The following is a 24777-nucleotide window of genomic DNA, read 5'->3' as shown; positions in this document are numbered from 1 at the left end:
GGCCGCTCCCCGCCCGTCACCGAGTGCTCACCGTCTCCGTTCACCGGGTGCTCACCGTCTCCGTGTCCCGTCCCGAGCGCAGTACCGTGCCGGGCACGGCGCCCGTCAGCGCGTCGTCGCGGAGGGTCTGCACGCCGTTGACGCGTACGCTCACCACGCCCAGTGCGCGGGAGTCGAGCCGGGGGCTGTCGCCGGGCAGGTCGTGTACGAGGGTGGCGGGCCCCGCGTCGATGCGTTCGGGGTCGAAGAGGACCAGGTCGGCGTGGTACCCCTCGGCGATCCGGCCGCGGTCGCGCAGCCCGAAGAGGCGCGCCTGGTCGTCGGTGAGCATCTTCACGGCCCGCTCCAGGCCGACGAGCCGGCGGCCGCGCAGGCAGTCGCCGAGGAAGCGGGTGGTGTACGGCGCGCCGCACATCCGGTCCAGGTGGGCGCCCGCGTCGGAGCCGCCGAGCAGGACGTCCTCGTGTTCCCAGGTCTCGCGGCGCAGCTCCCAGCTGGCCGGGTCGTTGTCGGTGGGCATGGGCCACAGGACGGTACGGAGGTCGTCGGCGGCGCAGATCTCGACGAGGCAAGTGAAGGGGTCCTGGCCGCGTTCGGCGGCGATGTCCCGCACCACTCGCCCGGTGAGGCCCTCGTTCTCCGCCGAGTAGGTGTCGCCGATGACGTACCGCCCGAAGTCCGCCAGCCGCCGGAAGACCCCTGCCTCCTTGCTCTGCGCGCGGCGCAGCATCTGCTCGCGTACGGCCGGGTCGCGCAGCTCGGCGATCCGTTCGTCCAGCGGGAGTCCCAGGATCTCGCCCCAGCCGGGGATGAGGTTGAGGGCGCAGAAGGTGCCCAGGGACATGTTCATGGGGGTGAGGATGGGCATGGTGAGGGCGACGATCCGGCCGCCTTCCTTGCGCGCCCGTTCACTGGCGAGGAGCTGGCGCGGCACCCGTTCCGGTACGGCGGCGTCGATGGTGAGGACGTTCCAGTTCAGCGGCCGCCCCGCCGCCGCGGACATGGCCACGAAGAGGTCGATCTCGGCGTCCGAGAACTGGTCGAGGCAGCCGGCGACGATGGCCTCCAGCTGGGTGCCTTCGTGGTCGGCGACCGCGCGGGAGAGGGCGAGCAGTTCGTCGGGGCCTGCGTGCCGGGAGGCGACGGGCGCGCCGTCGCCGTCGGAGTGCGAGGAGGACTGGGTGGTCGACAGGCCCCAGGCGCCCGCCTCCATCGCCTCGTGGAAGAGCCGCAGCATCTCCTGGAGCTGTTCGGGGGTGGGCTGCCCGCCGATCGCATCGGCGCCCATGACGTGGCGGCGCAGCGCGCAGTGGCCGACCATGAAGCCGGCGTTGACGGCGGTCCGGCCGTCCAGGGCGTCGAGGTACTCCCCGAAGGTGTGCCAGTCCCAGGGCGCGCCCTCCTCCAGCGCGACCAGCGACATGCCCTCGACCCTGCTCATCATCCGCCGGGTGTAGTCGGCGTCCTCGGGCCGGCCGGGGTGCAGGGGCGCGAGGGTGAAGCCGCAGTTGCCGCCGACGACCGTCGTGACGCCGTGGTGCATGGACGGGGTGGCGTAGGGGTCCCAGAAGAGCTGCGCGTCGTAGTGCGTGTGCGGGTCGATGAAACCGGGGGCGAGGACGAGGCCTTCGGCGTCCTCGGTCGTACGGGCCGGTTCGGCGACCGCGCCCGGTTCGGCGAGTACGGCGATCCGGCCGTCCCGGATGCCGACGTCCGCGGCGTACGAGGGCGCGCCCGTGCCGTCCACGACGGTCGCGCCCTTGATCAGGTGGTCGAGCATGGTGCCGGTCCTCCTTTCAGAGACGGGCTTTCAGAGACGGGCGTTCAGGGACGGGCTCGTCAGCCGGCCGCCCGGCGGAAGCGCGTGGTGCGGTGCACGGGGTCCGTGTCGATCTTCGGGATCACGTGCCCGCCGATCAGCTTGATCGTGTTCTTCGTGTCCTCGGGCGAGATCCCGATGGGCAGCCCGAACGACAGCTGGTCGGCGCCCGCCTGCTCCCAGCGCTTGCACTGCCGCAGCACCTCGTCCGGGTCGCCGCAGATCATCAGCTCCTCGGCGATCAGCAGCTCGATGAGCTCCTCGGTGTACTCGGGGAGGAGTTCGGGCCACTCCGGTATGCCCTCGGGCCGCGGGAAGGTGTCGTGGTAGCGGAAGAGCAGGGACTGGAGGTAGTTGAGGCCGCCGCCCAGCGCGATCTCGACGGCTTTCTGGTGCGTCTCGGCGCAGATCGCCGTCGACGTCACCATCACGTTGTCGTTGACGAACGCGCCGACCGGCTCGGCGTCCTTGATCGCCGACTTGTAGGACTCCAGGACCCACTCCATGTCGGCGACCTTCTGCACGCTGAAGCCGAGGACGCCGAGGCCCTTCTTGGCGGCCATCGCGTACGAGGAGGGGGAGCCCGCCGCGTACCACATGGGCGGGTGGCCCTTGCCGTACGGCTTGGGCAGGACCTTGCGGGGCGGCAGTTCCCAGTGCTTGCCCTTGAAGCCCACGTACTCGTCCTGGAGCCACATCTTGGGGAACTCCGCGATGGTCTCTTCCCAGAGCTCCTTGGTGTGGTTCATGTCGGTGACGCCCGGCATGAAGCCCAGGATCTCGTGGCTGCCCGCGCCGCGCCCGGAGCCGAACTCGAAGCGGCCCCCGGAGAGGTGGTCGAGCATGGCGACCTTCTCGGCGACCTTGACGGGGTGGTTGACCGGGGCGAGCGGGTTGAAGATGCCGGAGCCGAGGTGGATGCGCTCGGTGGCGTGCGCGAGGTAGCCGAGGAAGACGTCGTTGGCGGAGAGGTGGGAGTACTCCTCCAGGAAGTGGTGTTCGGAGGCCCAGGCGTACTTGAAGCCGGAGCGGTCCGCCTGGATGACGTACTCGGTCTCCTCGATCAGCGCCTTGTGCTCCGCCTCGGGGTCGGCCTTGGCGCGCGCCGCCGGGACGTATCCCTGTACAAAGAGCCCGAATTCCAAGGGGTCTGCCCTCCCTGAGTTTCTGACGCACGTTTTCTGACGTACTGTCAGATTCGATGGGTCGACTGTTCCACCGGCGCCCGGCCGGGTCAATACCTGACTGACCGTCAGTCAGCGCGTCAGAAGAGGCTCACGCCCGCCAGCCAGCCGCCGTCGACGACGAACGGCTGGCCGGTGATGTACGAGGAGTCGGCGCAGGACAGGAAGAGCGCCAGGGCCGCGACCTCCTCGGGCCGGCCGGCGCGGCCCAGGGGCACGAGCTTCCGGTAGAGCGCGTCCACCGCCTGCTGGGAGGCGACCGGGTCGGCGGCCGGGTCGAGCGCGGCCGGGTTGGTCATGGGAGTGTCCACGGCGCCCGGGCACACGGCGTTCACCCGGATGTTCCGGGGCGCAAGCTCCAGCGCGGCGACCCGGGTCAGCCCGAGGACGGCGTGCTTGCTCGCGGCGTAGGCGCCGACGAGCGCCATGCCGGTGAGTCCGGTGTACGAGGCGGTGTTGACGATCGTGCCGCCGCCGGCCGCCGCGATCTCCGGCGCGACGGTCCGTATGCCCAGGAAGCAGCCGACCTGATTGACCTGGATCACCTGCTGGAATTCGGCCAGCGGCGTCGAGACCAGTGCGTTGAAGCGGAGGATGCCGGCGTTGTTGACCAGCCCGTCGATCCCGCCGAAGGCGTCCTTGGCGGCGGCCACGGCGGCCGTCCAGTCCTCCTCCCGGGTCACGTCCAGGTGCACGTACCGCGCGGCGTCCCGGCCCAGCTCGTCGGCCAGCGCCCGCCCCTGCTCGTCCAGTACGTCCCCGAGGACGACCCGGGCGCCCTCGGCCGCGAACAGCCGCGCCTCCTGTTCGCCCTGTCCGCGCGCCGCCCCGGTGATCACGACGACCCGCCCGTCGAGCTTGCCCATGCCTGCACTCCTCGGTACGCCTCGGCCGGGTCAACCGGTGAGCAGTGGGGCGACGTCCGCCCCGAACGCCGCCATCTGGTCCGTGAGCTCCGCGCGGCTGCGGCTGCGGAAGCGCACCTGGATCTGGTGTACGCCGATGGCCGCGTACTCCCGCAGCGAGTCGGCGATGCGGTCGGGGGAACCGGTGAGCGTCCACTTGCCGGTGTCCCAGCCGGGCTCGCCCACGTACAGCGGCTCGACGATCGCCCCGATCACCAGCGGCTCGCGCACGCCCGCCTTCTCGCGCAGCGCCCGCAGCTTGGCGATCTGCCCGGGCAGCCGGTCCCTGCGGTCGCCCTGCGGGAGCCAGCCGTCGCCGCGCTCGGCGGCCCGGCGCACGGCGGCGGGCGAGGAACCGCCGACCCACAGCGGCGGGCGGGGCGTCTGTACGGGCCGCGGGGCCTGGCCCAGCCCCTCGAAGGAGAACCGTTCCCCCGCGAACACCGGGAACTCCTCGGGTCCGAGGGCCGTTTTCAGAGCGTCCACCGTCTCGTCCAGTACGGCTCCCCGCCCCTCGAAGTCCACCCCCAGCGCCTCGAACTCCTCCTGTACGTGCCCGGCCCCCACGCCGAGGATCAGCCGCCCGCCGGAGAGCCGGTCCAAGGTGGCGTACTGCTTCGCCGTGAGCAGCGGGTGCCGCAGCCCGACCACGGCGACATGGCTCAGCAGCCGTACGTGCTCGGTCACGGCCGCGAGGTGCGCGAGCGTGGCCACCGGGTCGTACCAGACCGTGCTCATCGCCCCGGCCAGCCGGCGCGGGATCGCGACGTGCTCGCAGCAGGCCACATACGCGAAGCCGTGCCGGTCGGCAGCCATGGCGATCTCCACCAGGTCGCGCGGCCCGGCCCCCGCCTCCCAGGGCTCGGCGTACAGCGTGCTCTGGGACTGGACGGGCAGCTGCATGCCGTACACGAGCCGGCCCGCCTCCGGCGCCCACACCATCAGGCGCCCGCCCCGGCCCACAGGCCGTCCGCCGTCAGGCCCAGCAGCTCGATGGCGTTGCCGCGGACGATCCGGTCGATCACGTCCGGAGCCAGGTGCCCCATCTGCGCCTCGCCGACCTCCCTGGACTTCGGCCAGGTGGAGTCGGAGTGCGGGTAGTCCGTCTCGTACAGGACGTTGCCCACCCCGATGGCGTCGAGGTTCTTCAGGCCGAACGCGTCGTCGAAGAAGCAGCCGTAGACGTGCTCGGCGAAGAGTTCGGAGGGCGGGCGGTGGACCTTGTCGGCGACGCCGCCCCAGGCGCGGTTCTCCTCCCAGACCACGTCGGCGCGCTCCAGGATGTACGGGATCCAGCCGATCTGGCCCTCCGCGTACATGATCCGCAGGTTCGGGAAGCGGTCGAACTTGCCGCTCATGAGCCAGTCGGTCATCGAGAAGCAGCAGTTGGCGAAGGTGATCGTGGAGCCGACGGCGGGCGGCGCGTCCGCCGAGGTGGACGGCATCTTCGAGGACGAGCCGATGTGCATGGCGATGACCGTGCCGGTCTCGTCGCAGGCCCGCAGGAAGGGGTCCCAGTAATCGGTGTGGACGCTGGGCAGTCCGAGGTGCGGCGGGATCTCGCTGAAGCAGACCGCGCGGACGCCGCGGGCAGCGTTGCGCCGCACTTCCTGGGCGGCGAGCTCCGCGTCCCACAGGGGGACGAGGGTGAGCGGTATGAGACGGCCGCGCGCCTCGGGGCCGCACCACTCCTCCACCATCCAGTCGTTGTACGCACGCACCCCGAGCAGCCCCAGTTCGCGGTCCTTGGCCTCGGTGAACGTCTGGCCGCAGAAGCGCGGGAAGGTGGGGAAGCACAGGGCCGACTGGACGTGGTTGAGGTCCATGTCCGCCAGCCGCTCCGGGACGCGGTACGAACCGGGGCGCATCTGTTCGTACGTGATCCCCTCCAGCCTGATCTCGTCCCGCGGGTAGCCGACCGCGGTGTCCAGGCGGGTCAGCGGGCGGTGCAGGTCCTCGTAGATCCACCAGTCGGCGAGCGGGCCGTCCTCGCCCGGTGCGCCCATCTTCGGGGCGAACTTCCCGCCCACGAAGGTCATCTCCTTCAGGGGCGCGCGCACGATGCGCGGCCCGGTGTCGTGGTACTTCGCGGGCAGCCGGTCCCGCCAGACGTGCGGCGGCTCCACCGTGTGGTCGTCCACCGAGATGATCCTGGGGAAGGTCTCCGCCGTGCCCGGTGCCTCCGGCGGCTGCGCGGTCTCCGTGTCCATCGCCATGCGCCTTACGGTAGCGCTGATCTGACGACCCGTCAGCAACGCGGAAGCGGACGATTATCCTCCGGCGCCGCCGTCCGGGCCGCCGGATCACAAGAGGAGGGATTGTGCACAGACCTGGCCCCTACTGACGCAGGGGCCGCCGACAAGGCAGACTGGCCGGTGCGAATGAGTTGCACAGGCAGGGGGACACCATGGACGAGAGTCCGGGGCAGGGGCAGCAGCAGCTCCGCTTCACCGTGCTCGGTCCCGTACGGGCCTGGCGGGGCGGCACGCCGCTCGCGGCCGGCACCCCGCAGCAGCGTGCCCTGCTCGCCGCCCTGCTGCTGCGCGGCGGCCGCACCGCCACCGCCGCCGAACTGGTCGACGCCATCTGGGGCGACGAGCCCCCGCACGCCGCGCTCGCGGCCCTGCGGACCTACGCCTCCCGGCTGCGCAAGGCGCTCGGCGACGACGCGGACGCGCTGGTCAGCGAGTCCGGCGGCTACGCCCTGCGGTCCGAGCGGCCGGACGCGCTCGACCTCGACCTGGACCGCGCCGAGGCACTCGCGGCCGAGGCCGAGAAGGCCCGCGCGAGCGGCGACCGCTGCCGCGCCCGCGGCATGCTGGACTCCGCCCTCGCCGTGTGGAACGGCGAACCGCTGGCGAACGTTCCGGGACCGTACGCGGAGAACCAGCGCACCCGCCTGGAGGAATGGCGGCTCTCCCTCACCGAGACCCGCCTCGACCTCGACCTGGACCTCGGCCACCACGCCGAGGCGGTCTCCGAGCTGACCGCCCTCACGGCCGCCCACCCGTTGCGCGAACGGCTCCGCGAGCTCCTCATGCTCGCGCTGTACCGCTCTGGACGGCAGGCCGAGGCGCTGGCCGTCTATGCCGATACCCGCCGTCTGCTCGCCGCCGAGCTGGGCGTCGACCCGTGCGCCTCGCTCGCCGACCTGCACCAGCGCATCCTGCGGGCCGACGCCGGCCTGGAGGCCCCGAGTCCGCCGCCGGAGGAGGAGCACGCCGGCGCGGGCCCCGCCGTCCTGCGCCCCCAGCAGCTCCCGGCCACCGTCGCGGACTTCACCGGGCGCGCCGCGTTCGTCGCGGACCTCGGCGAGCAGCTCGCCACGGCGGAGGGCAGCGTCATGGCGGTCTCCGCGCTCACCGGCATCGGCGGCGTCGGCAAGACCACGCTGGCCGTCCATGTGGCGCACGCGGCACGCGAGCACTTCCCCGACGGCCAGCTCTACGTCGACCTCCAGGGCGCGGGCCACACCCCGGCCGAGCCGGAGGCCGTGCTCGGCGCCTTCCTCCGCGCGCTGGGCACGCCGGACTCCTCCATCCCCGACGGCACGGACGAGCGGGCCGCGCTGTACCGCTCCACGCTCGCCGGGCGCCGGGTGCTGGCGCTGCTGGACAACGCGCGGGACGCCGCGCAGGTACGGCCGCTGCTGCCCGGTACGGAGGGCTGCGCCGCGCTGATCACCAGCCGCGCCCGCATGATCGACCTGGCCGGCGCGCACCTCATCGACCTCGACGTGATGAGCCCCGAGGAAGCCCTCACCCTCTTCACGCGCATCGTCGGCGAGGAGCGGGTCGGCGCCGAGCGCAAGGCCGCCATGGACGTCGTCGGCGCCTGCGGCTTCCTGCCGCTGGCCATCCGCATCGCCGCGTCCCGCCTCGCCTCGCGCCGCACGTGGACCGTGTCCGTACTGGCCCGGAAGCTCGCCGACGAGCGCCGCAGGCTGGACGAGCTGCGCGCCGGCGACCTGGCCGTGAAGGCCACCTTCGAGCTGGGGTACGGGCAGCTGGAGCCGCTCCAGGCCCGCGCGTTCCGGCTGCTGGGGCTGGCCGACGGGCCCGACATCTCGCTCGCCGCGGCCGCCGCGCTGCTGGACATGGACGTCGACGCCGCCGAAGAGCTGATCGAGTCCCTGGTCGACGCCTCGCTCCTCGAATCGGCGGCCCCCGGCCGCTACCGCTTCCACGACCTGGTCCGGCTCTACGTGCGTGCCTGCGCCGAGCGCGACGAGCACCCGCCCTCCGAGCGCGCCGCCGCCCTCTCCCGCCTGCTGGACTTCTACCTGTCCTCGGCGGCCCGCATGTACGCCCTGGAGCGCCCGGGCGACCGGCTGGTCGACCACATGGAGAGCACGCGCTATCCGGGCCTGGCGTTCGAGGACCGGTCGGTGGCACTGGAGTGGCTGTTCAGCGAGGCGGGCTGCCTGCTGGCCTGCGCCCAGCAGTCCACCGGCGCCGACACCGTGCGCCGCGCCGCCGACCTGCTCCTGCTCACCAAGGACCTGGCCGAGTCCGGCGCCGACGCGCGCCAGCACGACCAGGCCAACACGACGGTGCTCGCCGCCGCCCGCGCCCTCGGCGACCAGCACGCCGAGGCCCGTATCCACACCTCGCTCGCCTACATCCGCACCCTGGCCGGGCGGCTGGACGACGCCGACGAGCACGCCAGGTCGGCGATGCTCCTCGGCCTCGCGACGGACGACCCGATCTCCTCGTCCTACGCGCCCAACGACCGCGGCATCATCGCGGGCGCCCAGGGGCGGCACGCGGACGCCGAGGCGTACCTCAGCCAGGCGCTGGTCGCCTTCCGCGACGACCGCAACCAGCAGTCCGAGGCCAGCGCGCTGTGCAACCTCTCGCGGGTCCACCTGGACACCGGCCGCGTGGACAGCGCCATCGGGCTGGCCGAGGAAGGCGTCGCGATCTACCGCAGCATCGGTGCCACCCGGCGGCTGGCCAACGGGATGTACGCGCTGGCGCTCGCCTTCACCGCGGCCGGGCGCCTGGAGGACGCGGCGCAGCAGCTGAACGCCGCGCTCACCATCTTCCAGGACAGCCGGCAGCCGTTCTGGGAGGGCATGACGTACTTCCGGCTGGCCGAGGTCGATCTCGCGGGGCAGCGGCCCGCGCGCGCCGCCAACCACGCCGAGCAGGCGCTGACCGCGCTGCGCGGCGTCGGCGGCGAGCTCTGGCGCGCCAACGCGCTGACCACGCTGGGGCGTGCGCTGAGCCAGGTCGGGCACACCGGGCGGGCCCGGGTGTGCTGGCAGGAGGCGCTGTCCAGCTACGAGCGTCTCGGAGCGGCGGAGAGCGCCCAGGTGCAGCAGCTCCTGACGCCGGCCGCCGTCGCCTGAAGCCGGCCGCCGTCGCCGCAGGTCGGCCAGGTAATCGTCGCCGTTTATCGATCGTTCATCGCGGCGCGTCACTCTTCTGCGTACCGAACCGCCGCCTCGGGGGGCAAGCGGCTCGGTGACGCGGCCCCACCGAATGGTGTTCGGCCCTGGTTCACCCGTCCGGCGACCCACGGGGGAGTCGCCGGGCGGTGGACCGCAAGCGCCCATACACAGGAGTTGATCACTGTGAGCACCGAGAAGAAGGCTCCGCAGACCGACGACAAGGACATCATCAAGCCGCTCGACAGCCACCGGCCGATCATCGGTGACGAGATCGTCGCCATGGACAGCCACCGGCCCGTCATCGGCGACGAGGTCCTGGCGCAGGACGGCCAGCGTCCGGTTCCGGGCGACGGCACGATCGCGCCCCAGGACAGCCACCGGCCCATCGCCGAGCCGAAGCTGGAGCACTGAGCCCTGAGCACGCGCACGGCCCGCTGAGCCACCACCCGGGGGATCGCAGGGGCCGGCCTCGACGGCAAGGAGGGGATGCCGTCGAAGCCGGTCCCTGCGGCGTTTTCGGGGGCGGGATCGGATCACTCCGGGCAGCTGACGCTCCGTCAGTTACGGTGCTACAGTCGCGCCACACCCCGTTCCGTTCCATCCCGTCCCGCCCATTGCCGGGAGGCGCGCCGTGTATGAGTCCGGTCGGATACGTACGCTCTGGGAGCTGGTCGAGTACCGGGCCGCCGCGTCGGCGGACGCGCCGATGTTCTACGAGCCGGACGGGCGGACCGTCACCTTCGGGGAGGCGCGGGAGCGGGCGCTGCGCGCGGCGGCCGGCTTCCGGGAGCTGGGCATCGGGGCCGGGACGCGGGTCGCGTGGCAGCTGCCGACCCGCGTCGACACGGTGCTCGCCTCGCTCGCGCTGGCCCGGCTGGGCGCCGTGCAGATACCGGTCGTCCATCTGCACCGGGAGCGCGAGGTCGGGTACGTACTCGCCGCTTCGGAGGCGGAGTTCGTACTGGTACCGGGGGTGTGGCGGGACGTCGACTTCACGGCGATGGCCCGCAAGGTGGCGCCGGACGGGACGCGGGTGGTCACCGTGGGCGGCGAGGCGGGGCTCCCGGACGGCGACCCGGGCACGCTGCCGGAGTTCACGCCGGGGCACGCACGGGAGCGGGACGGCGGGCGCGAGCGGGGGCGCGCGCCTGAGCGTACTTCGTGGATCTACTACACCTCCGGGACCACGGCCGCCCCGAAGGGCGTGCGGCACACGGACGCCTCGCTGATCGCGGGCGGCGTGGGCCTGGCGACCGCGCTGGAGATGTCTGCGGCGGACATCGGGTCGATCGCCTTCCCGTACGCGCACATCGCCGGGCCCGACTACGTCATCGCGATGCTGGTGAGCGGCTTTCCCGCGGTGGTGCTGGAGACGTTCGCGCCGGGCTCGGCCGCGGACACGTACGCGCGGCTCGGCGTCACCATGGCGGGCGGCAGCACCGCCTTCTACCAGGCGTTCCTGGAGGAGTCGCGGCGGCGGGCAAGCGGCGGGAAGCTGATCCCCGCCCTGCGGCTGCTGTCCGGCGGCGGCGCGCCACTGCCGCCCGAGCTGTACTTCGAAGCGGGGCGCGAGCTGGGGTGCGCCCTGCTCCACGGGTACGGCATGACCGAGTGCCCGATGATCGCGATGGGCACCCCGTACGACAGCGACGAGCAGCTGTCGCGGACGGTGGGGCGGCCGGTGGCCGGCGCCGAGGTGCGGATCGCCGGGCCGGACGGGCGGGCGCTGCCGACCGGGGAGCCGGGCGAGGTGACGCTCAAGGGGCCGATGGTCTGCCAGGGGTACACGGACCCGGAGCTGACGGCCGCCTCGTTCGACGCGGACGGCTGGTTCCACACCGGCGACCTGGGGTTCCTGCGCGCGGACGGCCATCTCGTACTGACCGGGCGGCTGAAGGACATCATCATCCGCAAGGGCGAGAACATCTCGGCCCAGGAGGTCGAAGACCTGGTGCGAGAGCACCCGGCCGTGGCGGAGGCGGCGGTCATCGGGCTGCCGGACCGGGAGCGCGGGGAGCGGGTGTGCGCGGTGGTCACGCTCGCGGACAGCGGTGAACAGACGCTCACGCTGCGGGAGTTGACGGGTCATCTGCGGCAGGCCGGGCTGATGACGCAGAAGCTGCCGGAGCAGCTGGAGATCGCGGCCGAGCTGCCGCGCGGCGGCCCGCTGGGCAAGGTACTGAAGGGCGCGCTGCGGGAGCGATACACGCGCCCGGCGGACCAACTCGCGGCTGAGTAAGGGCAGTTCACAACTGGGGCAGGACATTCCGGGTGTATCCGACGTGACCGCCGGTAAATCGGAGTGATCTTGTCCACACGGAATGCCGCTTTCCCACTTAGCCGTGCGAAAGGTCACTTCGTGGGTAACATCGCGGCGGCGATCACGTGTTCGTTCGCCGTCGCCAAGCCACCCCCCACACGAGGACCTCGATGACTTCCATACCGGCGACACTGTTGTGGTGCCTGAGCGCGGGAACGGCCGCCGCGGTGGTGATGATCTTCTTCCTGGTCCGCACCCGGCAGGGCAGCCAGGCCCTGCGCCGGCACCTGGCCACGGCCGAGGCCCGCACCTCCGCCGCCGAGCGCGGCCACGCCGAGCTCGCCGCCCAGCTGCGCGCCACGGAGGACGAACTCCGCCACCTCGCCGAGGCCCGGCTCCCCGAGCTCGCCACCTCGCTGGCCCACCCGCACGTCGCCGTCCGCGGCCTGCGCGACCCGCGCTTCACGGGAACCGACGTGGACCGGTCGCTGACCTCGGCCATGGACCAGCTCGCGCAGGCGGTCGCCAAGGAACGGGCCCGGGTCGACGAGGCCGCGCAGGCCGCGATGCGCGGCGCCACGACTACCATCCAGGCGCTGCTGTACCGGCTGCAGACGCTGCTGCAGGAGATGCAGCACCGGTACGACGACCAGGCCGTGGCCCAGGACCTGCTGCAGGCCGACTTCCTCAACGAGCAGGCGCTGCGCCGGGTGCAGACCACCGGCGTGGTCTGCGGCGCCTGGCCGGGGCTGACCCGCGACGACTCGCACCTCGCCGACCTCGTGGTCGGCGCGATGTCGCGGCTGCGCGGGTACGAGCGCATCCAGGTCAGCAACCTGCTGCGGGACCCGGTGGGCGTGGTCGCGCGCGCCGTCGAGCCGGTCGCCATCGCGCTCACCGAACTGCTGGCCAACGCGCTGCACCACTCCCACCACGAACTGCCCGTCGCCGTCACGCTCCAGCAGGGCAACCGCGGCGCGTCCGTCATCGTCGACGACTACGGCATCGGCATGCACGCCGACGAGATCGCGCGTGCGACGCGGCTGCTGGGCGGCGGGGAGCAGGTGCTGATCACGGAGCTGGGCGACCCGCCGCGGTCCGGATTCGCCGCCGTCGGGCAGCTGGTGCGCCAGTACGGCTTCACGGTGCACGTCGAGTCCTCGCCGTACGGCGGCGTCCGGGCCGTCGTGTACATCCCGGGCGACCCGCTGCTTACGCTGATGGACGAGACGGCCCAGCCGATGTCGGCCATGGCCCCGCTGCCGCCGCAGATGATGCACGCGCACTCGACGCCGCTGGGGGTACCGCAGGCCATGTCGCAGGGTATGCCGCAGGCCATGCCGCTGACGGAGCCCGTGGCGGGGGCGCAGGTGGGGGCGCAGGCGGGGGCGTCGGCCGCGCCCGCGGCCGGCTCCGCGCCTGCGCCTGCGCCTGCGCCGGAGCACATGCCCGCTCGCGCGCCCGAGGCCGAGCCGGTCCGTACGCCGGAGGCCGGGACCGCGCAGGCGCCGGAGGCCGATGCCGCGTACGCGCCGGAGGCCGGGGTCGACACCGAGCTGCCGCGCCGCCGCAGGCGCCGGCCCGCCGGTGAGCCCGAGCGCCCCCTCCCCCGTACAGAACCCGTCGCCGAGCGCAGCCCGCAGGAGTCCGCCACCCGCTGGGCCGCCCTGCAGAGCGGCACCCTCTCCGGGCGGGCCGAAGCCGAGTACCGAATTCCGCGCTCCGAAGGGAACGACCGAGCATGAGCACCCCCGTCCGCCGCCGCGTCACACAGGACCAGTCCTGGGTGCTGGCACCGTTGCTGGAGCTGCCGCACGTCCTGCACGCGGCCGTCATCTCCGGTGACGGCTTCATCGAAGGCTCCTCCCCCGGCCTCGCCCGCGAGGCCGCCGAGGGCGTGGCCGCCATGATGTCGGCGCTGCAGGGCGCGGGCCGCGCCGTGACCGCCGCGTTCACCGGCCAGGACGACGCCCGGCTGCGGCAGACCGTCGTGGAGTCGGAGGAGGGCTGGGTGATCGCCATCCCGGCCGGCGAGAACACCTGCCTCGCGGTCTTCGCAGGCCCCGAGGTCAACATGGGCGTGGTCTCGCACCAGATGCAGGTCCAGGTCGCCACGCTGGGCGCGAAGGCGATGAGCTCGCCGCCGCGGGACGCGGGTTCGCCCGCATGACGCCCCGCCAGAGCAACCGGCGTCTCGTACCGGCCTATCTGGCGACCGGCGGCCGCGCCCGCCCCAGCCGCAACACCCTGGACCGGCTCACCGTGCTGTACGGCGCGACCGTCACCGCGCCCGCCGGGCTGCGTCCCGAGGCGCTCCGCCTCCTCACGCTGCTGCGGCCGGGCGCGCTGACCGTCGCCGAGACCGCGTCCCACCTGCGACTGCCGGTCAGTGTCGTGAAGGTACTGGTGGCCGACCTCGTCGACGCCGGACACCTGCACGCCCGTTCCCCCATCCCCGAAGCCGAGCAGATCGACCGGCAGATTCTGGAGAGGGTCCTCGATGGACTCCGCACTCTCAAGTCCTAGCGCAGCGCTCTCGGGCCCCGGCGCGGCGGGCGGCGCCGACAGCGCGGCCGACGGCTCGGGGCAGGGCGCCATGTACCTGTCCGGTACCGACCAGACCCTGGTGAAGCTGCTGGTCGCGGGGCCCTTCGGGGTCGGCAAGACCACGTTCATCCGGGCCCTGTCGGAGACCCCGCCGCTGCACACCGAAGAGGTGATGACGCAGACCGGCGCGTTCGTCGACGACCTCGCCGGGGTCCGCGAGAAGACCACGACCACCGTCGCCATCGACTTCGGGCGGATCACGCTCGCGGGCGACCTCGTCCTGTACCTCTTCGGCACGCCGGGCCAGAAGCGGTTCCGGCCGCTGTGGCAGGACATCGCGCGCGGCGCGGTCGGCGCGCTGGTACTGGCCGACACCCGCCGCCTGGCCGACTCCTTCGAGGTCATGGACATGATCGAGGAGGCCGGGCTGCGCTACGCGGTGGCGGTCAACACCTTCCCCGACGCCCCCGACCACTCCGTCGAGACCCTGCGCGACCACCTCGACCTGCACGAGGACACCCCGCTGGTGCTGTGCGACGCCCGCGACCGCGACCAGTCGCTCGACGCGCTGATCGCCCTCGTCCGGCACGTCCTGGACCACACGCCCATGGAGAACCCGTGACCTCCCCCCACCCGCCCGGGGCCACGCCGCCCCCGGGCTGCCCCGCCCACGCACGTCCGGCCGCCGAACCGGCCCCTCCGGCGTCCCCGCACTCCGCGCCCTATGCCACGGCGCAGGACGCCGTGCGCCTGTACGGACCCGACTTCGCGGCCGATCCGCACGGCATCTACGCCCAACTGCGGCGGCAGGGGCCGGTCGCACAGGTCGAGATCGCGCCGGGCGTCCCCGCGATGCTGGTCACCGACTACCGCGCCGCGCTGGAACTGCTGCACGACGACGCCACCTGGTCCAAGGACTCCCGTCCCTGGATGCCGACCGTGCGCCCGGACTCGCAGGTCATGCCGATGCTCACCTGGCGGCCCAACGTGTTCTTCAGCGACGGCGAGGCGCACGACCGCTACCGCAAGGTGATCACCGACAGCTTCGCCCTGCTGGAGCCGTACGAGCTGCGCGGATACGTGCATGGTGCGGCCGACACGCTGATCAGCCGGTTCGGCGCCGAGGGCCGGGCCGACCTGATCACCCAGTACGCGCGCGTGCTGCCGCTGATGATCTTCAATCGGGTCTTCGGGCTCCCCGACTCCTACAGCGACCGGCTGATCTCCGCCCTCGCCGGGATGCTGGAGGGCCGCAACCCCGAAGAGGCCGCGCGGGCCAACGCGGAGTACGAGCGGTACATCATGGAGCTGGTCGCCACCAAGAAGGAGCGCCGCGGCCCCGACCTCACCTCCTGGTTCATGGACCACCCCGCCGGGCTCACCGACGAGGAACTGATCCACCAGATCGTCCTCACCATGGGCGCCGGGCACGAGCCGACGACCAACCTCATCGGCAACGCGCTCGCCCGCATGCTCTCCGACGACCGTTACTACAGCACCCTGTCCGGCGGCGCACTCACCGCCCGCGACGCCATCAACGACGTGCTGTGGAACGACCCGCCGCTCGGCAACTACTCCGCGCACTTCCCCCGCCGGGACGTCTTCTTCCACGGCACCTGGATCCGCGCGGGCCAGCTCACGATGGTCTCGTACGCCGCGGCCAACGCGCAGTTCGGCACCGTTCCGCTGGAGCAGCCCGGCGCGGGCGGCGGCGCGCACCTGTCCTGGGCCGCGGGGCCGCACGCCTGCCCCGTACGCACCACCGCGCTGCTCATCGCGACCACCGCCATCGAACGGCTCACCGCCTGGCTCTCCGACATCGAACTCACCGTCCCCTTCGACCAATTGGAGTGGCGAGTCGGCGCCTTCCACCGTGCGCTGGCCGCGCTCCCGGCCCGCTTCACCCCCCTCACCCCCGATCAGGCAGGAGCCACCCCATGGGACAGCAGCCCGTCGCCATCGACCCGGCCGGCACCGACCTCCCCGGCGAGGCCGCCCGCCTCCGCGCGATAGGCCCCGCCGCGCTCATCGAGCTGCCCGGCGGCATACGGGCCTGGTCGGTCGGCGGGCACGCCCTGCTCAAGCGGCTGCTGGCCGACGACCGGGTGAGCAAGGACCCGCGGCAGCACTGGCCCGCCTGGCGGAACGGCGAACACCACGACAGCTGGCTGCAGTCCTGGGTCGGCGTCACGAACATGTTCACCGCCTACGGCACCGACCACCGCAGGCTGCGCAAGCTCGTGGCACCGGCGTTCACCGGGCGGCGCACCGAGGCGATGGCCCCGCGCGTCGAGCGGATCACCAAGGAGCTGCTGGCGGACCTGGAGGCGGCGCCCGCCGGCGAGCCGGTCGATCTGATCTCTTCCTATGCGCACCCCCTTCCGATGCGGATGATCTGCGAACTCTTCGGTATCCCCGAGGACTCCCGGGTCGAGGTGGGGAAGGTCATCGACGAGATCATGGACACCTCCGCCACCCCCGAGCAGGCGTCCGCGACCGCGGCGAAGGTCGCCGCCGTACTGGGCGACCTGATCGCCCTGAAGCGGCGGGAGCCCGGCGACGACATGACCAGCGTGCTGGTCTCCACCCGGGACGACGACGGCTCCCGCCTGGAGGAGCGGGAACTGCTCGACACCCTCCTGCTGGTGATCGGCGCCGGTTACGAGACCACCGTCAACCTCATCGGCAACGCCGTCCACGCCCTGCTCACCCACCCCGAGCAGCGCGCCCTGCTGGCCTCCGGGCAGGCCGGCTGGGACGACGTCATCGAGGAGACGCTGCGCTGGGCGCCCAGCATCGCCAACCTGCCGCTGCGGTACGCCGTCGAGGACATCCCGCTGGCGGACGGCACGGTCATCCGCCAGGGCGACCCGATCCTCGCCGCCTACGCCGCGGCCGGCCGGGACCCCGAGCGGCACGGAGCGGACGCCGACTCCTTCGAGCTGCGCCGCGCCGACCGGGAGCACCTCGCCTTCGGGCACGGCGTGCACTTCTGCCTGGGCGCGCCGCTGGCCCGCATGGAGGCCCGCACCGCGCTGCCCGCGCTCTTCGACCATTTCCCCGGCCTGGAGCTCGCCGTGTCCCCCGAAACGCTGCGGGCCACCGGCTCGTTCATCGGCAACGGGCTGCAGTCCCTTCCGGTTCACCTCAACCGGGGGTGACGGGGCTGCCGGTGGCCGGGGGCTCGGTGGACGGGGGCTGGGTGGACGGGGGCTCGGTGGACGGGGTGGCGCCGGCGCCCACCGCGCGCAGGCTCGCCTTCAGGACCTTGCCACTGGCGTTCCGCGGCAGCTCGGGCAGGAACATCACCTCCCTGGGCACCTTGTAGTTGGCCATCTCCCGGCGCGACCAGACGAGCACTTCGTCCGCCGACACCGTCGCGCCGGGACGCCGCACCACGTACGCCCGGCCGACCTCGCCCAGCCGGGCGTCCGGTATCCCGATCACGGCGGCGTCGGCGATGTCCGGGTGCCGGAGCAGCAGTTGCTCGATCTCGGCGGGGTAGGCGTTGAACCCGCCGACGATGAACATGTCTTTGATCCGGTCGGTGATCCGCAGATTGCCCGCCTCGTCCAGCACCCCCACGTCCCCCGTGCACAGCCAGCCGTCCGGGGTGACGGCGCGGGCGGTGCCCTCGGGATCCTCGAAGTAGCCCGTCATGACGTGATAGCCGCGCACCCGTACCTCGCCGGGCCGGCCCGGCGGCACCGCGCGGCCCTCGGCGTCGACCACCCGTACCTCGGTGTCCGGTATCGCCCGGCCCGACGTGCCCGCGATCACCTCGGGCGGGTCGCCGCGGCGGCACATCGTGACCACCCCCGAGCTCTCCGACAGGCCGTACGCGGTCAGTACCGTGGCGATCCCCAGCTCCCCGCGCAGCCGCTCGACCAGCCGCAGCGGCACCACCGCGGCGCCGGTCACCACCAGCCGCAGCGTCGAGAGGTCGTGCCGGCCGCGCGCGGGGTGGTCCAGCAGCTGCTGGTGCAGCGAGGGCGGCCCCGGCAGCACGGTGATCCGCTCGGCGGCGATGTTGGCAAGCGCGGTGTCGGCGCTGAACACCGGCTGCGGGACCATCGTCGCGCCGCGCAACAGGCAGGCCAGCACGCCCGCCTTGTAGCCGAAGGTGTGGAAGAACGGGTTGACGATCAGATAGCGGTCCCCCTCGCGCAGCCCCGCCAGCTCGCTCCAGACGCCGTACGCGCGCAGCGACCGGGCGTGGGTGATCACGGCGCCCTTGGGCCGCCCCGTGGTGCCCGAGGTGAACACGATGTCCGACGGGTCCTCCGGCGCGACGGCGTCCGCGCGCTCCCGCACCTCCGCCGCCGGCACCCGGGCGCCCCCGGCCAGGAACTCCCGCCAGGTGCGGAAGCCGACCGGCGCGTCGTCGGCCAGCACGACCGCGTCCCGCAGATCCGGCAGGCCCGGCAGCGGTCCGCGCCCCGTGCCCTCCGCGGTGGCCCTGCGCAGCGAGGCGACGTACGACGTGCCGAGGAAGGTGCCGGTGACGAAGAGCAGCCGGGCGCGGGTGCGGCGCAGGACGTATGCGGCCTCGGCGCCCTTGAAGCGGGTGTTGACCGGCACCAGGACGGCGCCCGCGGACACCGCGCCGAGCGCGGAGACGATCCAGTCCGCGGTGTTCGGCGCCCAGACCGCCACCCGGTCGCCGGGCGCGACGCCGGCGGCGATGCAGGCCGCGGCCGCGCGCTCGACCCGCGCGCCGAGCTCGGCGTACGAGACCCGGGCCCGCCCCTCGACCACCGCCTCGCGCCCGCCGTGCCGAGCGGCCGCCGCCCGCACCAACCGCGGAATGGACCCGAACTCCAGGTCAGCGCGCGGGTCCCGCGGCTCACCCACCGCAGCCGGTTCGCCCACCTCAATCGCAGCGCGGAACGCCCGCGGCCCGTCCGTGTCCCCGAGTCCCTGCGGGGCGCCGGCGCCCTCGTCGCCCCTCTGCCGCTCCCCGTCGCCGGGCATCGCGCCTGCCTTTCTCCCCCGGCGCCTGCGCGGGCCGTACGGGGTGTCCGGGAGCCCTCCCGGGGGCCGTGCGGCGTGTACCGGCCGGGAGAACCCTGTGCCAGTTAGCTGACTGGTCGTCAGATTAGCGGTAGCCTCCTCGGCTGTCAGTACGGACGACCTGCCGGACGACCGACCACGGAGGTGGCGATGGGGGCGACCCTCAAGGACGCTACGGCGATAGCCGGCATCGGACAGACACCCTTCGCCAGGCACCTTCCCGAATCCGAGAAGACGCTGGCCTGCCGCGCGATCACGGCCGCCCTGGCCGATGCCGGGATCGCCCCCGCGGAGGTCGACGCCTTCGCCTCCTACACCATGGAGGAGACCGACGAGGTCGAGGTCGCCAAGGCCATCGGCGCGGGCGACGTCACCTTCTTCTCCAAGGTCGGCTACGGCGGCGGCGGTTCCTGCGCCACCGTGGCGCACCTGGCCGCCGCCATCGCCACCGGCCAGGCCACCGTCGGCGTCGCCTGGCGGTCGCGCAAGCGCGGCTCCGGGCCCCGCCCCTGGACGAACACTGCCGTTCAACTCCCCACCCCCGCTCAATGGACCCGCCCCTTCGGCCTGCTGCGCCCGGCCGACGAGATCGGGATGCTCGCCCGTCGCTACATGCATCAGTACGGAGCCACCCGCGACCACTTCTTCAACGTCGCGCTGGCCTGCCGCAACCGCGCCAATCAGAACCCCGCGGCGGTCATGTACGACCGTCCGCTGACCCGCGAGATGTACATGACCGCGCGCTGGATCAGCGAGCCGCTCTGCCTCTTCGACAACTGCCTGGAGACCGACGGCGCGCTGGCGTGCGTCCTGGTCTCCGCCGAGCGCGCCCGCGACTGCCGCCGCACCCCCGTCTACGTCCACGCCGCCGCCCAGGGCCTGCCCGCCCAGCACCACGGCATGGTCAACTACTGGAACGACGACCCGCTCACCGGGCCCGCCTGGACCGCCGCCCGACACCTGTGGAAGTCCGCCGACTTCGGCCCGCAGGACGTGGACGTCGCGCAGATCTACGACGCCTTCACCCCGCTCATACCGCTCTCCCTGGAGGGCTACGGCTTCTGCGGGCGCGGCGAGGGCGCGGCCTTCACCGAGAAGGGCGCCCTGGAGATCGGCGGCCGGCTCCCGCTGAACACCGGCGGCGGTGGCCTCTCCGAGGCATACGTCCACGGTTTCAACCTGATCACCGAGGGCGTCAAGCAGCTGCGCGGCACCAGCACCGCGCAGGTGCCGGACGCCGCGACCTGCCTCGTCACCGCGGGCGAGGGCGTCCCGACTTCCGCGCTTTTGCTGAGGAGTTGACCGTCAGTGAAATTCATGAAACCGAGTGTGACAGCCGCCACTGACAGCCGCACCGCGTCCGCCACGCCTGTGGATAACTCCGCCGCAGCCGGCGCGACCGACGCAGCCGGCGTGGCCGGCGCGGCCGACGCGCACAGCGTCACCGCCGACGGCTTCCTGCTCCCCGTCCCCGACGACGACGGCGCGCCGTTCTGGGCGTACGCGGCCCGTGGCGAACTGCGCGTCCAAGCCTGCGCCGACTGCGGCGAACCGCGGTTCCCGCCCCGTCCCTGCTGCCCGCACTGCCAGTCCTTCGCGAGCGAGTGGCGGCGGATGTCCGGCCGCGGCCGGATCTGGTCCTACGTCCTGCCGCACCCGCCGCTGCTGCCCGCGTACGCCGCCCTCGCGCCGTACAACGCCGTCGTCGTCGAGCTGGCCGAGGCGCCGCGCATCCGGCTGGTCGGCAACCTCGTCAGCGCGCCGGACGCCACGCTGAACTCCGTGCCCGCGCACAAGCTGCGCATCGGCGCGGCGGTGAAGGTGACCTTCCACGAGATGGCGGACGGCGTGACCGTGCCGCGCTGGCTGCTGGAGCGCCCATGACCGTACGCGTCGACACCCGGGCCGGCGCGGGCGTCGCCCTGGTCACCCTCGACCGGCCCGGCCGCCTCAACGCCATCGACCTGGCGACCGCCGAGGAACTGGCGGGCGCCTGGCGCGCCCTGCGCTTCGACGACACCGTGCGCGCCGCGGTCGTCACCGGCGCCGGCGGCCGCGCCTTCTGCACCGGCGTCGACCGCTCGGTACGCGTGCCGCAGCCCGCCTCCCCGTACTCCCTCGACGACCCGCTGCTCCGCATCGGCCCCAAGGCGGCCGACCTGTGGAAGCCGGTGATCGCCGCGGTCGACGGCATGGCCTGCGGCGGCGCGTTCTACCTGCTGGGCGAGTGCGAGTTCATCGTGGCCGCCGAGACCGCGACGTTCTTCGACCCGCACACGACCTACGGGATGGTCAGCGCGTACGAGTCGGTCCTCATGGCGCAGCGGATGCCGTACGGGGAGATCGCCCGGCTCGCCCTGATGGGCACCGCCGAGCGGCTCGGCGCCCGGCGCGCCCACGAGGTGGGCCTGGTCTCCGAACTGACGGCCGCCGGTGAGGCGCTGCCGGCCGCCCTGCGCGCGGCGGAGACGGTCGCGGCACAGCCCACGGAGGCCGTGCAGGGCACCGTACGGGCCCTGTGGGCGGCGAAGGAGGCGGCCCGCACCCAGGCGCTGGCACACGCCCCGCACCTTGTAGCGCTCGGCAACCTGCCCCCGGAGCGGCAGACGGAGCTCTTCGAGGAGCGGCGGAAGGGGGGTGCCCCTCGGGTGCGGTGAGCCCGTTAGCCGACGTCGTCGAGGAGGCAGTTGGCGACCTTGTCGGCGCGGTCGGGATGCGCCATCGGGACCTGGACCTCCGGGTTGTCGGTGGTCTCGTCGGCGTCGTAGTCGTCCTCGTACGGATTGAGCTTCACCTTGGCGGTGTCCACGACGGTCGCGTCCGCGCCGAGGAATCGCACCGTGACGGTCACGTCGGTGTGCGGATCCCCGACGACGAGCCTGACCAGCGCATGCGGCGTGGCCTCATCCGGGTCGACGCACGCGATGATCGTGCCGCTCGGCGCCTGCGTCGCGGTGGGCTCCGGACTGCTGTCCGACCCGCTGCCGCCCGAGTAGTCGTCATCGTCGTAGTCGTCGTCATCGTCGTAGTGGTGGCTGCTGTGGTAGCCGCTGCTGCTGGAGTGGGCGCTGCAGCCGCCGCCACCGCTGTCACTCCCGTGGCCGTGCGGCCGGAAGCCGGTGAGCGAGAGCAGAACGAAGGCCACGACGGCCGTGAGCCGTAAGTGACGCTGTGCCATGAGATCCCCCGAATGTTTGACGAGCGCACGTCACGATACCGGGACCGGATTGCCGTGGCGGCCCGCGGCGGCACGGCGTAGCGTCGGCTGTGGAGGCGTCAGGACGAAGCGAAGCGAGGCGACGCTTGTGGTGCGCAACGTAATCGGCTCCCTGATCGCCCTCATCGGAGCGGCGGCCGCCGTATGGAGCCCCTTCCGTCCTTGGTACGACGGCCGTCACGGTGCGGACATCCGGATCGCGGACCTCTTCAACGGGATCACCGGCAGCGGCGCCGATGTCATGCGCTCACTCCTGCTGCCGATGCTGGTCGCGGCCGTGCTGACGCTGATCGGCGTGGTGCTGCGGTCCCGCTTGACGGTCACGCTCGCGGGGCTGGTCGTGCTCGGCTTCACCATCCTGTGGATGGTCCGGCAGGGCCAGGCGGCCGGCAGCCTCACCGCGGGGAACGGGGGCCGGGGTCTGGGCCTGGGAGTCGCGGTGGCGCTGGGCGGCGGCGTCCTGCTGTTGCTGGCCGCGCTGCTGATGAGCGGCCGCCGGGCCGTACGCGCCCGTCGCCGCCGGAAGGCGCGGGAGCGCGACGAGGAGTACGCGCCCGCACCGTACGGAGCAGAGCCCGACGACCGGTACGCGTACGAAGGCGAGCCCGGGGGCGCGCCGTACGCCTATGAGGGACAGCCGGATCAGCCCCCGTATGCGGCGACGCAGCCGGACGTCCCCTACGGAGGACCGCGGCCTGACACCCCTTACGAACAGCAGCCTGTCCAGCAGCCCGTCCAATGGCCGGGCGCCGGCGGGTCCTCGGCCGCCGGGCCCGCACAAGAGCCGTGGCCCGCGGCGACGCACGACGGCACGACCCCGCCGGCCGGTACGCCGACGGCCGCGCCGGCCGACCCTACGCAGCCGTTGCCGCGCATCCACGGCGACCAGGAGACACAGCCCGGACAGGGCCGCCCGCCCGAGGAGCGCTAGCCGGACCCCTTCCAGGTCCGCGCAGCCACAGGGCAGTACAGGCCCGCGCGGCGCCCCTAGGAGCGCCGCGCCTGCCCCGTGCCCTTCGCGGCGTCCAGCGCGTACACGCAGCGGTCCTTGCTGCAGGCGTAGACGACGCCCGCGGCGGCCACCGGGGTGCCGGTGATCTCGCCGCCGGTCGCCAGCTTCCAGCGCAGCTGGCCGCCCATCGCGTCCAGCGTGTACAGGCAGTGGTCGGCGGACCCGAAGTGCACCCGGCCGTCCGCGGCCACCGGTGCCCCGATGACCTCACCGCCCGCCTGGAAGCGCCAGCGGGGCGTGCCCGTGACCGCGTCCAGCGTGTACAGGGCGTTGCCGCTGCCCAGGTGCACCGCGCCGTCGGCGACCAGTACCGGCTCGGTCGACTGGCGCGCCTCGGTGGCGATCCGCCAGCGGTCCCGGCCGTCGTTCGCGTCCAGCGCGTAGACCGTGCCGAGGTAGTCCGCGAGGTAGATGCCGCCGCCGGTGACGGCGGGCCCGGGGGCGTACGCGGGCGGCGCCAGGAAGACGGCCGGTGCCTCGAAGTGCCAGCGGACGTCGCCGCGGTTGCTGTCGATGGCCAGGACGCGCGTGCCGGCCACGACGTAGACCACGCCGTCCGGGGCGGTCAGCAGCCGCACGGGCACCCCGCCGCAGGACGCCGCGTCCCCGACCGGGTACGACCAGCGCTCGGCGCCCGTACGGGCCTCCAGCGCCTTCAGGCGCGCTTCCGCCCAGACGTACACCGTGCCCTCGTGCACGACGGGGCCGGACTCGGCGGTCTCGAAGTCGGTCTGCGCGCCGCCGATCTCCCACAGCAGCTCGCCGTTGGCCGCCTCCCACGCCTGCACGCCGCCGCCACGGGTGCCGGTGACGACCGTGCCGCGGTCGACCCCCAGGCTGTAGACCCAGCCCTCGGTGTTCAGCCGCCACAGCTCGGAGCCGTCGGTGGCGTCCAGCGCGTACAGGCTCGGGCCGTCCGACGCGTGGATCCGGCCGTCCGAGACGGCCATCGCCCAGGCGACCTCGCGGGTCTTGAACTGGCGCCGCCCGCTGGCCACGTCGAGCGCGTGCACCTCGAAGGAGGTGACGTACAGCAGGTCACCGGAGACGACCGGGGTGCCCCACACGTCGTTGGACATGCGGAAGCGCCAGGGGCGCCAGCGGCCGTGGCCGCCCTGCGCCGCGGGGTCGCCCGGCCGGCCGCTCGCGGGCGCGCCGTGGCCGCCCTGCGGGCCCGGCGCGGGCTGCGGAGGCACCGCGGGCGGCGGGCCCGCGGGCCCCGGGGCTTGCACTCCGGCCGGCGGCCGTACCCAGTTCGTCGTCGGGCCGGGCTGCGCCTGGGGGGCGTGGCCGTCCGCCGGCCGGGGGCCGGGCCCTATCGGGGCCACCGAACCGCCGAGCCGTACGGAGCCGTCCGGGCCCTCCACCTCCTGGGGCGGCGCGGGGAGGCAATTGCCGCACCCGTATGCACGCACTCCGGCCGGA

21 protein-coding genes are annotated in these 24777 nt (G+C 73.2%); 13 read left to right on the top strand and 8 right to left on the bottom strand.

Annotated elements, in window-relative coordinates; genetic code table 11:
- Positions 1-40: 40 nt before the first annotated feature.
- The 5 genes from ABT381_RS16580 to ABT381_RS16560 form a co-directional block, all read right to left on the bottom strand.
- Positions 41-1780, bottom strand: coding sequence for an N-acyl-D-amino-acid deacylase family protein (locus ABT381_RS16580; protein WP_351593985.1), 1740 nt, complete (start codon positions 1778-1780; stop codon positions 41-43).
- Positions 1781-1839: 59 nt separating this feature from the next.
- Positions 1840-2964, bottom strand: a complete 1125-nt coding sequence (locus tag ABT381_RS16575) for an LLM class flavin-dependent oxidoreductase (protein ID WP_351593982.1) — start codon at positions 2962-2964, stop codon at positions 1840-1842.
- A 119-nt stretch (positions 2965-3083) separates the two neighbouring features.
- Positions 3084-3869: an SDR family NAD(P)-dependent oxidoreductase gene (locus ABT381_RS16570; protein ID WP_351593980.1), complete on the bottom strand. Its 786-nt coding sequence runs from the start codon at positions 3867-3869 to the stop codon at positions 3084-3086.
- 30 nt (positions 3870-3899) lie between these two features.
- On the bottom strand, positions 3900-4850 hold the full coding sequence (locus tag ABT381_RS16565) for an LLM class F420-dependent oxidoreductase (protein ID WP_351593977.1): 951 nt from the start codon (positions 4848-4850) through the stop codon (positions 3900-3902).
- Positions 4850-6118: an amidohydrolase family protein gene (locus ABT381_RS16560; RefSeq protein ID WP_351594020.1), complete on the bottom strand. Its 1269-nt coding sequence runs from the start codon at positions 6116-6118 to the stop codon at positions 4850-4852. Before ABT381_RS16560 ends, ABT381_RS16565 begins: the two co-directional genes overlap by 1 nt.
- 197 nt (positions 6119-6315) lie before the next feature.
- Between ABT381_RS16560 and afsR the strand changes: the two genes are divergently transcribed.
- The 9 genes from afsR to ABT381_RS16515 all read left to right on the top strand — a co-directional run bounded on the left by afsR (position 6316) and on the right by ABT381_RS16515 (position 17271).
- Positions 6316-9261: an SARP-family global regulator AfsR gene (gene afsR / locus ABT381_RS16555; RefSeq protein ID WP_351593974.1), complete on the top strand. Its 2946-nt coding sequence runs from the start codon at positions 6316-6318 to the stop codon at positions 9259-9261.
- Between the two features lie 225 nt (positions 9262-9486).
- Positions 9487-9714 carry a hypothetical protein gene (locus ABT381_RS16550; RefSeq protein WP_351593971.1) on the top strand — a complete coding sequence of 76 codons (228 nt, stop codon included), beginning with the start codon at positions 9487-9489 and terminating at the stop codon, positions 9712-9714.
- A 220-nt stretch (positions 9715-9934) separates the two neighbouring features.
- Positions 9935-11542: a class I adenylate-forming enzyme family protein gene (locus tag ABT381_RS16545; protein WP_351593968.1), complete on the top strand. Its 1608-nt coding sequence runs from the start codon at positions 9935-9937 to the stop codon at positions 11540-11542.
- A 191-nt stretch (positions 11543-11733) separates the two neighbouring features.
- On the top strand, positions 11734-13308 hold the full coding sequence (locus tag ABT381_RS16540) for an ATP-binding protein (RefSeq protein WP_351593965.1): 1575 nt from the start codon (positions 11734-11736) through the stop codon (positions 13306-13308).
- Positions 13305-13733 (top strand): roadblock/LC7 domain-containing protein, encoded by a 429-nt coding sequence (locus ABT381_RS16535; RefSeq protein WP_351593962.1) that lies wholly within the window; start codon positions 13305-13307, stop codon positions 13731-13733. Before ABT381_RS16540 ends, ABT381_RS16535 begins: the two co-directional genes overlap by 4 nt.
- A complete protein-coding gene (locus ABT381_RS16530) occupies positions 13730-14089 on the top strand; it encodes a DUF742 domain-containing protein (protein WP_351593959.1) in 360 nt (119 codons plus the stop codon). The genes ABT381_RS16535 and ABT381_RS16530 overlap by 4 nt, the downstream gene beginning before the upstream one ends.
- Positions 14090-14159: 70 nt before the next feature.
- Complete coding sequence (locus ABT381_RS16525; protein WP_351593956.1) at positions 14160-14732, top strand: GTP-binding protein; 573 nt, start codon at positions 14160-14162, stop codon at positions 14730-14732.
- Positions 14729-16123: a cytochrome P450 gene (locus ABT381_RS16520; protein WP_351593953.1), complete on the top strand. Its 1395-nt coding sequence runs from the start codon at positions 14729-14731 to the stop codon at positions 16121-16123. The genes ABT381_RS16525 and ABT381_RS16520 overlap by 4 nt, the downstream gene beginning before the upstream one ends.
- Positions 16048-17271 (top strand): cytochrome P450 family protein, encoded by a 1224-nt coding sequence (locus tag ABT381_RS16515; protein ID WP_351593950.1) that lies wholly within the window; start codon positions 16048-16050, stop codon positions 17269-17271. The genes ABT381_RS16520 and ABT381_RS16515 overlap by 76 nt, the downstream gene beginning before the upstream one ends.
- Here the strand turns inward: ABT381_RS16515 and ABT381_RS16510 are convergent.
- The gene (locus tag ABT381_RS16510) at positions 17258-18964 is read right to left on the bottom strand and encodes a FadD3 family acyl-CoA ligase (RefSeq protein ID WP_351593947.1); all 1707 of its coding nucleotides are present in this window, start codon (positions 18962-18964) and stop codon (positions 17258-17260) included. The two genes, ABT381_RS16515 and ABT381_RS16510, sit on opposite strands and share 14 nt — an antisense overlap.
- Before the next feature lie 309 nt (positions 18965-19273).
- Here ABT381_RS16510 and ABT381_RS16505 point away from each other — a divergent pair, with 309 nt between their 5' ends.
- From ABT381_RS16505 to ABT381_RS16495, 3 genes are all read left to right on the top strand, one after another.
- Positions 19274-20425, top strand: a complete 1152-nt coding sequence (locus ABT381_RS16505; RefSeq protein ID WP_351593944.1) for a lipid-transfer protein — start codon at positions 19274-19276, stop codon at positions 20423-20425.
- 111 nt (positions 20426-20536) lie between these two features.
- Positions 20537-21007, top strand: a complete 471-nt coding sequence (locus tag ABT381_RS16500; protein ID WP_351594017.1) for a Zn-ribbon domain-containing OB-fold protein — start codon at positions 20537-20539, stop codon at positions 21005-21007.
- Positions 21004-21780 carry an enoyl-CoA hydratase/isomerase family protein gene (locus ABT381_RS16495; RefSeq protein ID WP_351593941.1) on the top strand — a complete coding sequence of 259 codons (777 nt, stop codon included), beginning with the start codon at positions 21004-21006 and terminating at the stop codon, positions 21778-21780. Before ABT381_RS16500 ends, ABT381_RS16495 begins: the two co-directional genes overlap by 4 nt.
- A gap of 5 nt (positions 21781-21785) precedes the next feature.
- On the opposite strand, the gene ABT381_RS16490 is transcribed toward ABT381_RS16495, so the two are convergent.
- The gene (locus ABT381_RS16490; RefSeq protein WP_351593938.1) at positions 21786-22301 is read right to left on the bottom strand and encodes a hypothetical protein; all 516 of its coding nucleotides are present in this window, start codon (positions 22299-22301) and stop codon (positions 21786-21788) included.
- 127 nt (positions 22302-22428) lie between these two features.
- Between ABT381_RS16490 and ABT381_RS16485 the strand changes: the two genes are divergently transcribed.
- The gene (locus ABT381_RS16485; protein WP_351593935.1) at positions 22429-23271 is read left to right on the top strand and encodes a hypothetical protein; all 843 of its coding nucleotides are present in this window, start codon (positions 22429-22431) and stop codon (positions 23269-23271) included.
- Between the two features lie 56 nt (positions 23272-23327).
- Here ABT381_RS16485 and ABT381_RS16480 read toward each other — a convergent pair.
- On the bottom strand, positions 23328-24777 hold a 1450-nt coding region (locus ABT381_RS16480; RefSeq protein WP_351593932.1), incomplete at its 5' end, for an outer membrane protein assembly factor BamB family protein.

The sequence above is a fragment of the Streptomyces sp. NPDC000151 genome (assembly GCF_040301705.1).
Lineage (GTDB): Bacteria > Actinomycetota > Actinomycetes > Streptomycetales > Streptomycetaceae > Streptomyces.
The sequence above is the reverse complement of the archived record's forward strand: the minus strand, read 5'-3'. Positions and strand labels throughout refer to the sequence as shown.

What these genes read in the sequence shown, in the direction of transcription:
- ABT381_RS16570 (WP_351593980.1), bottom strand. Translation starts at nt 3,869, where the DNA reads ATGGGCAAGCTCGACGGGCGGGTCGTCGTGATCACCGGGGCGGCGCGC.
- afsR (WP_351593974.1), top strand. Translation starts at nt 6,316, where the DNA reads ATGGACGAGAGTCCGGGGCAGGGGCAGCAGCAGCTCCGCTTCACCGTG.
- ABT381_RS16535 (WP_351593962.1), top strand. Translation starts at nt 13,305, where the DNA reads ATGAGCACCCCCGTCCGCCGCCGCGTCACACAGGACCAGTCCTGGGTG.
- ABT381_RS16580 (WP_351593985.1), bottom strand. Translation starts at nt 1,780, where the DNA reads ATGCTCGACCACCTGATCAAGGGCGCGACCGTCGTGGACGGCACGGGC.
- ABT381_RS16560 (WP_351594020.1), bottom strand. Translation starts at nt 6,118, where the DNA reads ATGGACACGGAGACCGCGCAGCCGCCGGAGGCACCGGGCACGGCGGAG.
- ABT381_RS16540 (WP_351593965.1), top strand. Translation starts at nt 11,734, where the DNA reads ATGACTTCCATACCGGCGACACTGTTGTGGTGCCTGAGCGCGGGAACG.
- ABT381_RS16495 (WP_351593941.1), top strand. Translation starts at nt 21,004, where the DNA reads ATGACCGTACGCGTCGACACCCGGGCCGGCGCGGGCGTCGCCCTGGTC.
- ABT381_RS16525 (WP_351593956.1), top strand. Translation starts at nt 14,160, where the DNA reads ATGTACCTGTCCGGTACCGACCAGACCCTGGTGAAGCTGCTGGTCGCG.
- ABT381_RS16515 (WP_351593950.1), top strand. Translation starts at nt 16,048, where the DNA reads ATGGGACAGCAGCCCGTCGCCATCGACCCGGCCGGCACCGACCTCCCC.
- ABT381_RS16530 (WP_351593959.1), top strand. Translation starts at nt 13,730, where the DNA reads ATGACGCCCCGCCAGAGCAACCGGCGTCTCGTACCGGCCTATCTGGCG.
- ABT381_RS16490 (WP_351593938.1), bottom strand. Translation starts at nt 22,301, where the DNA reads ATGGCACAGCGTCACTTACGGCTCACGGCCGTCGTGGCCTTCGTTCTG.
- ABT381_RS16565 (WP_351593977.1), bottom strand. Translation starts at nt 4,850, where the DNA reads ATGGTGTGGGCGCCGGAGGCGGGCCGGCTCGTGTACGGCATGCAGCTG.
- ABT381_RS16505 (WP_351593944.1), top strand. Translation starts at nt 19,274, where the DNA reads ATGGGGGCGACCCTCAAGGACGCTACGGCGATAGCCGGCATCGGACAG.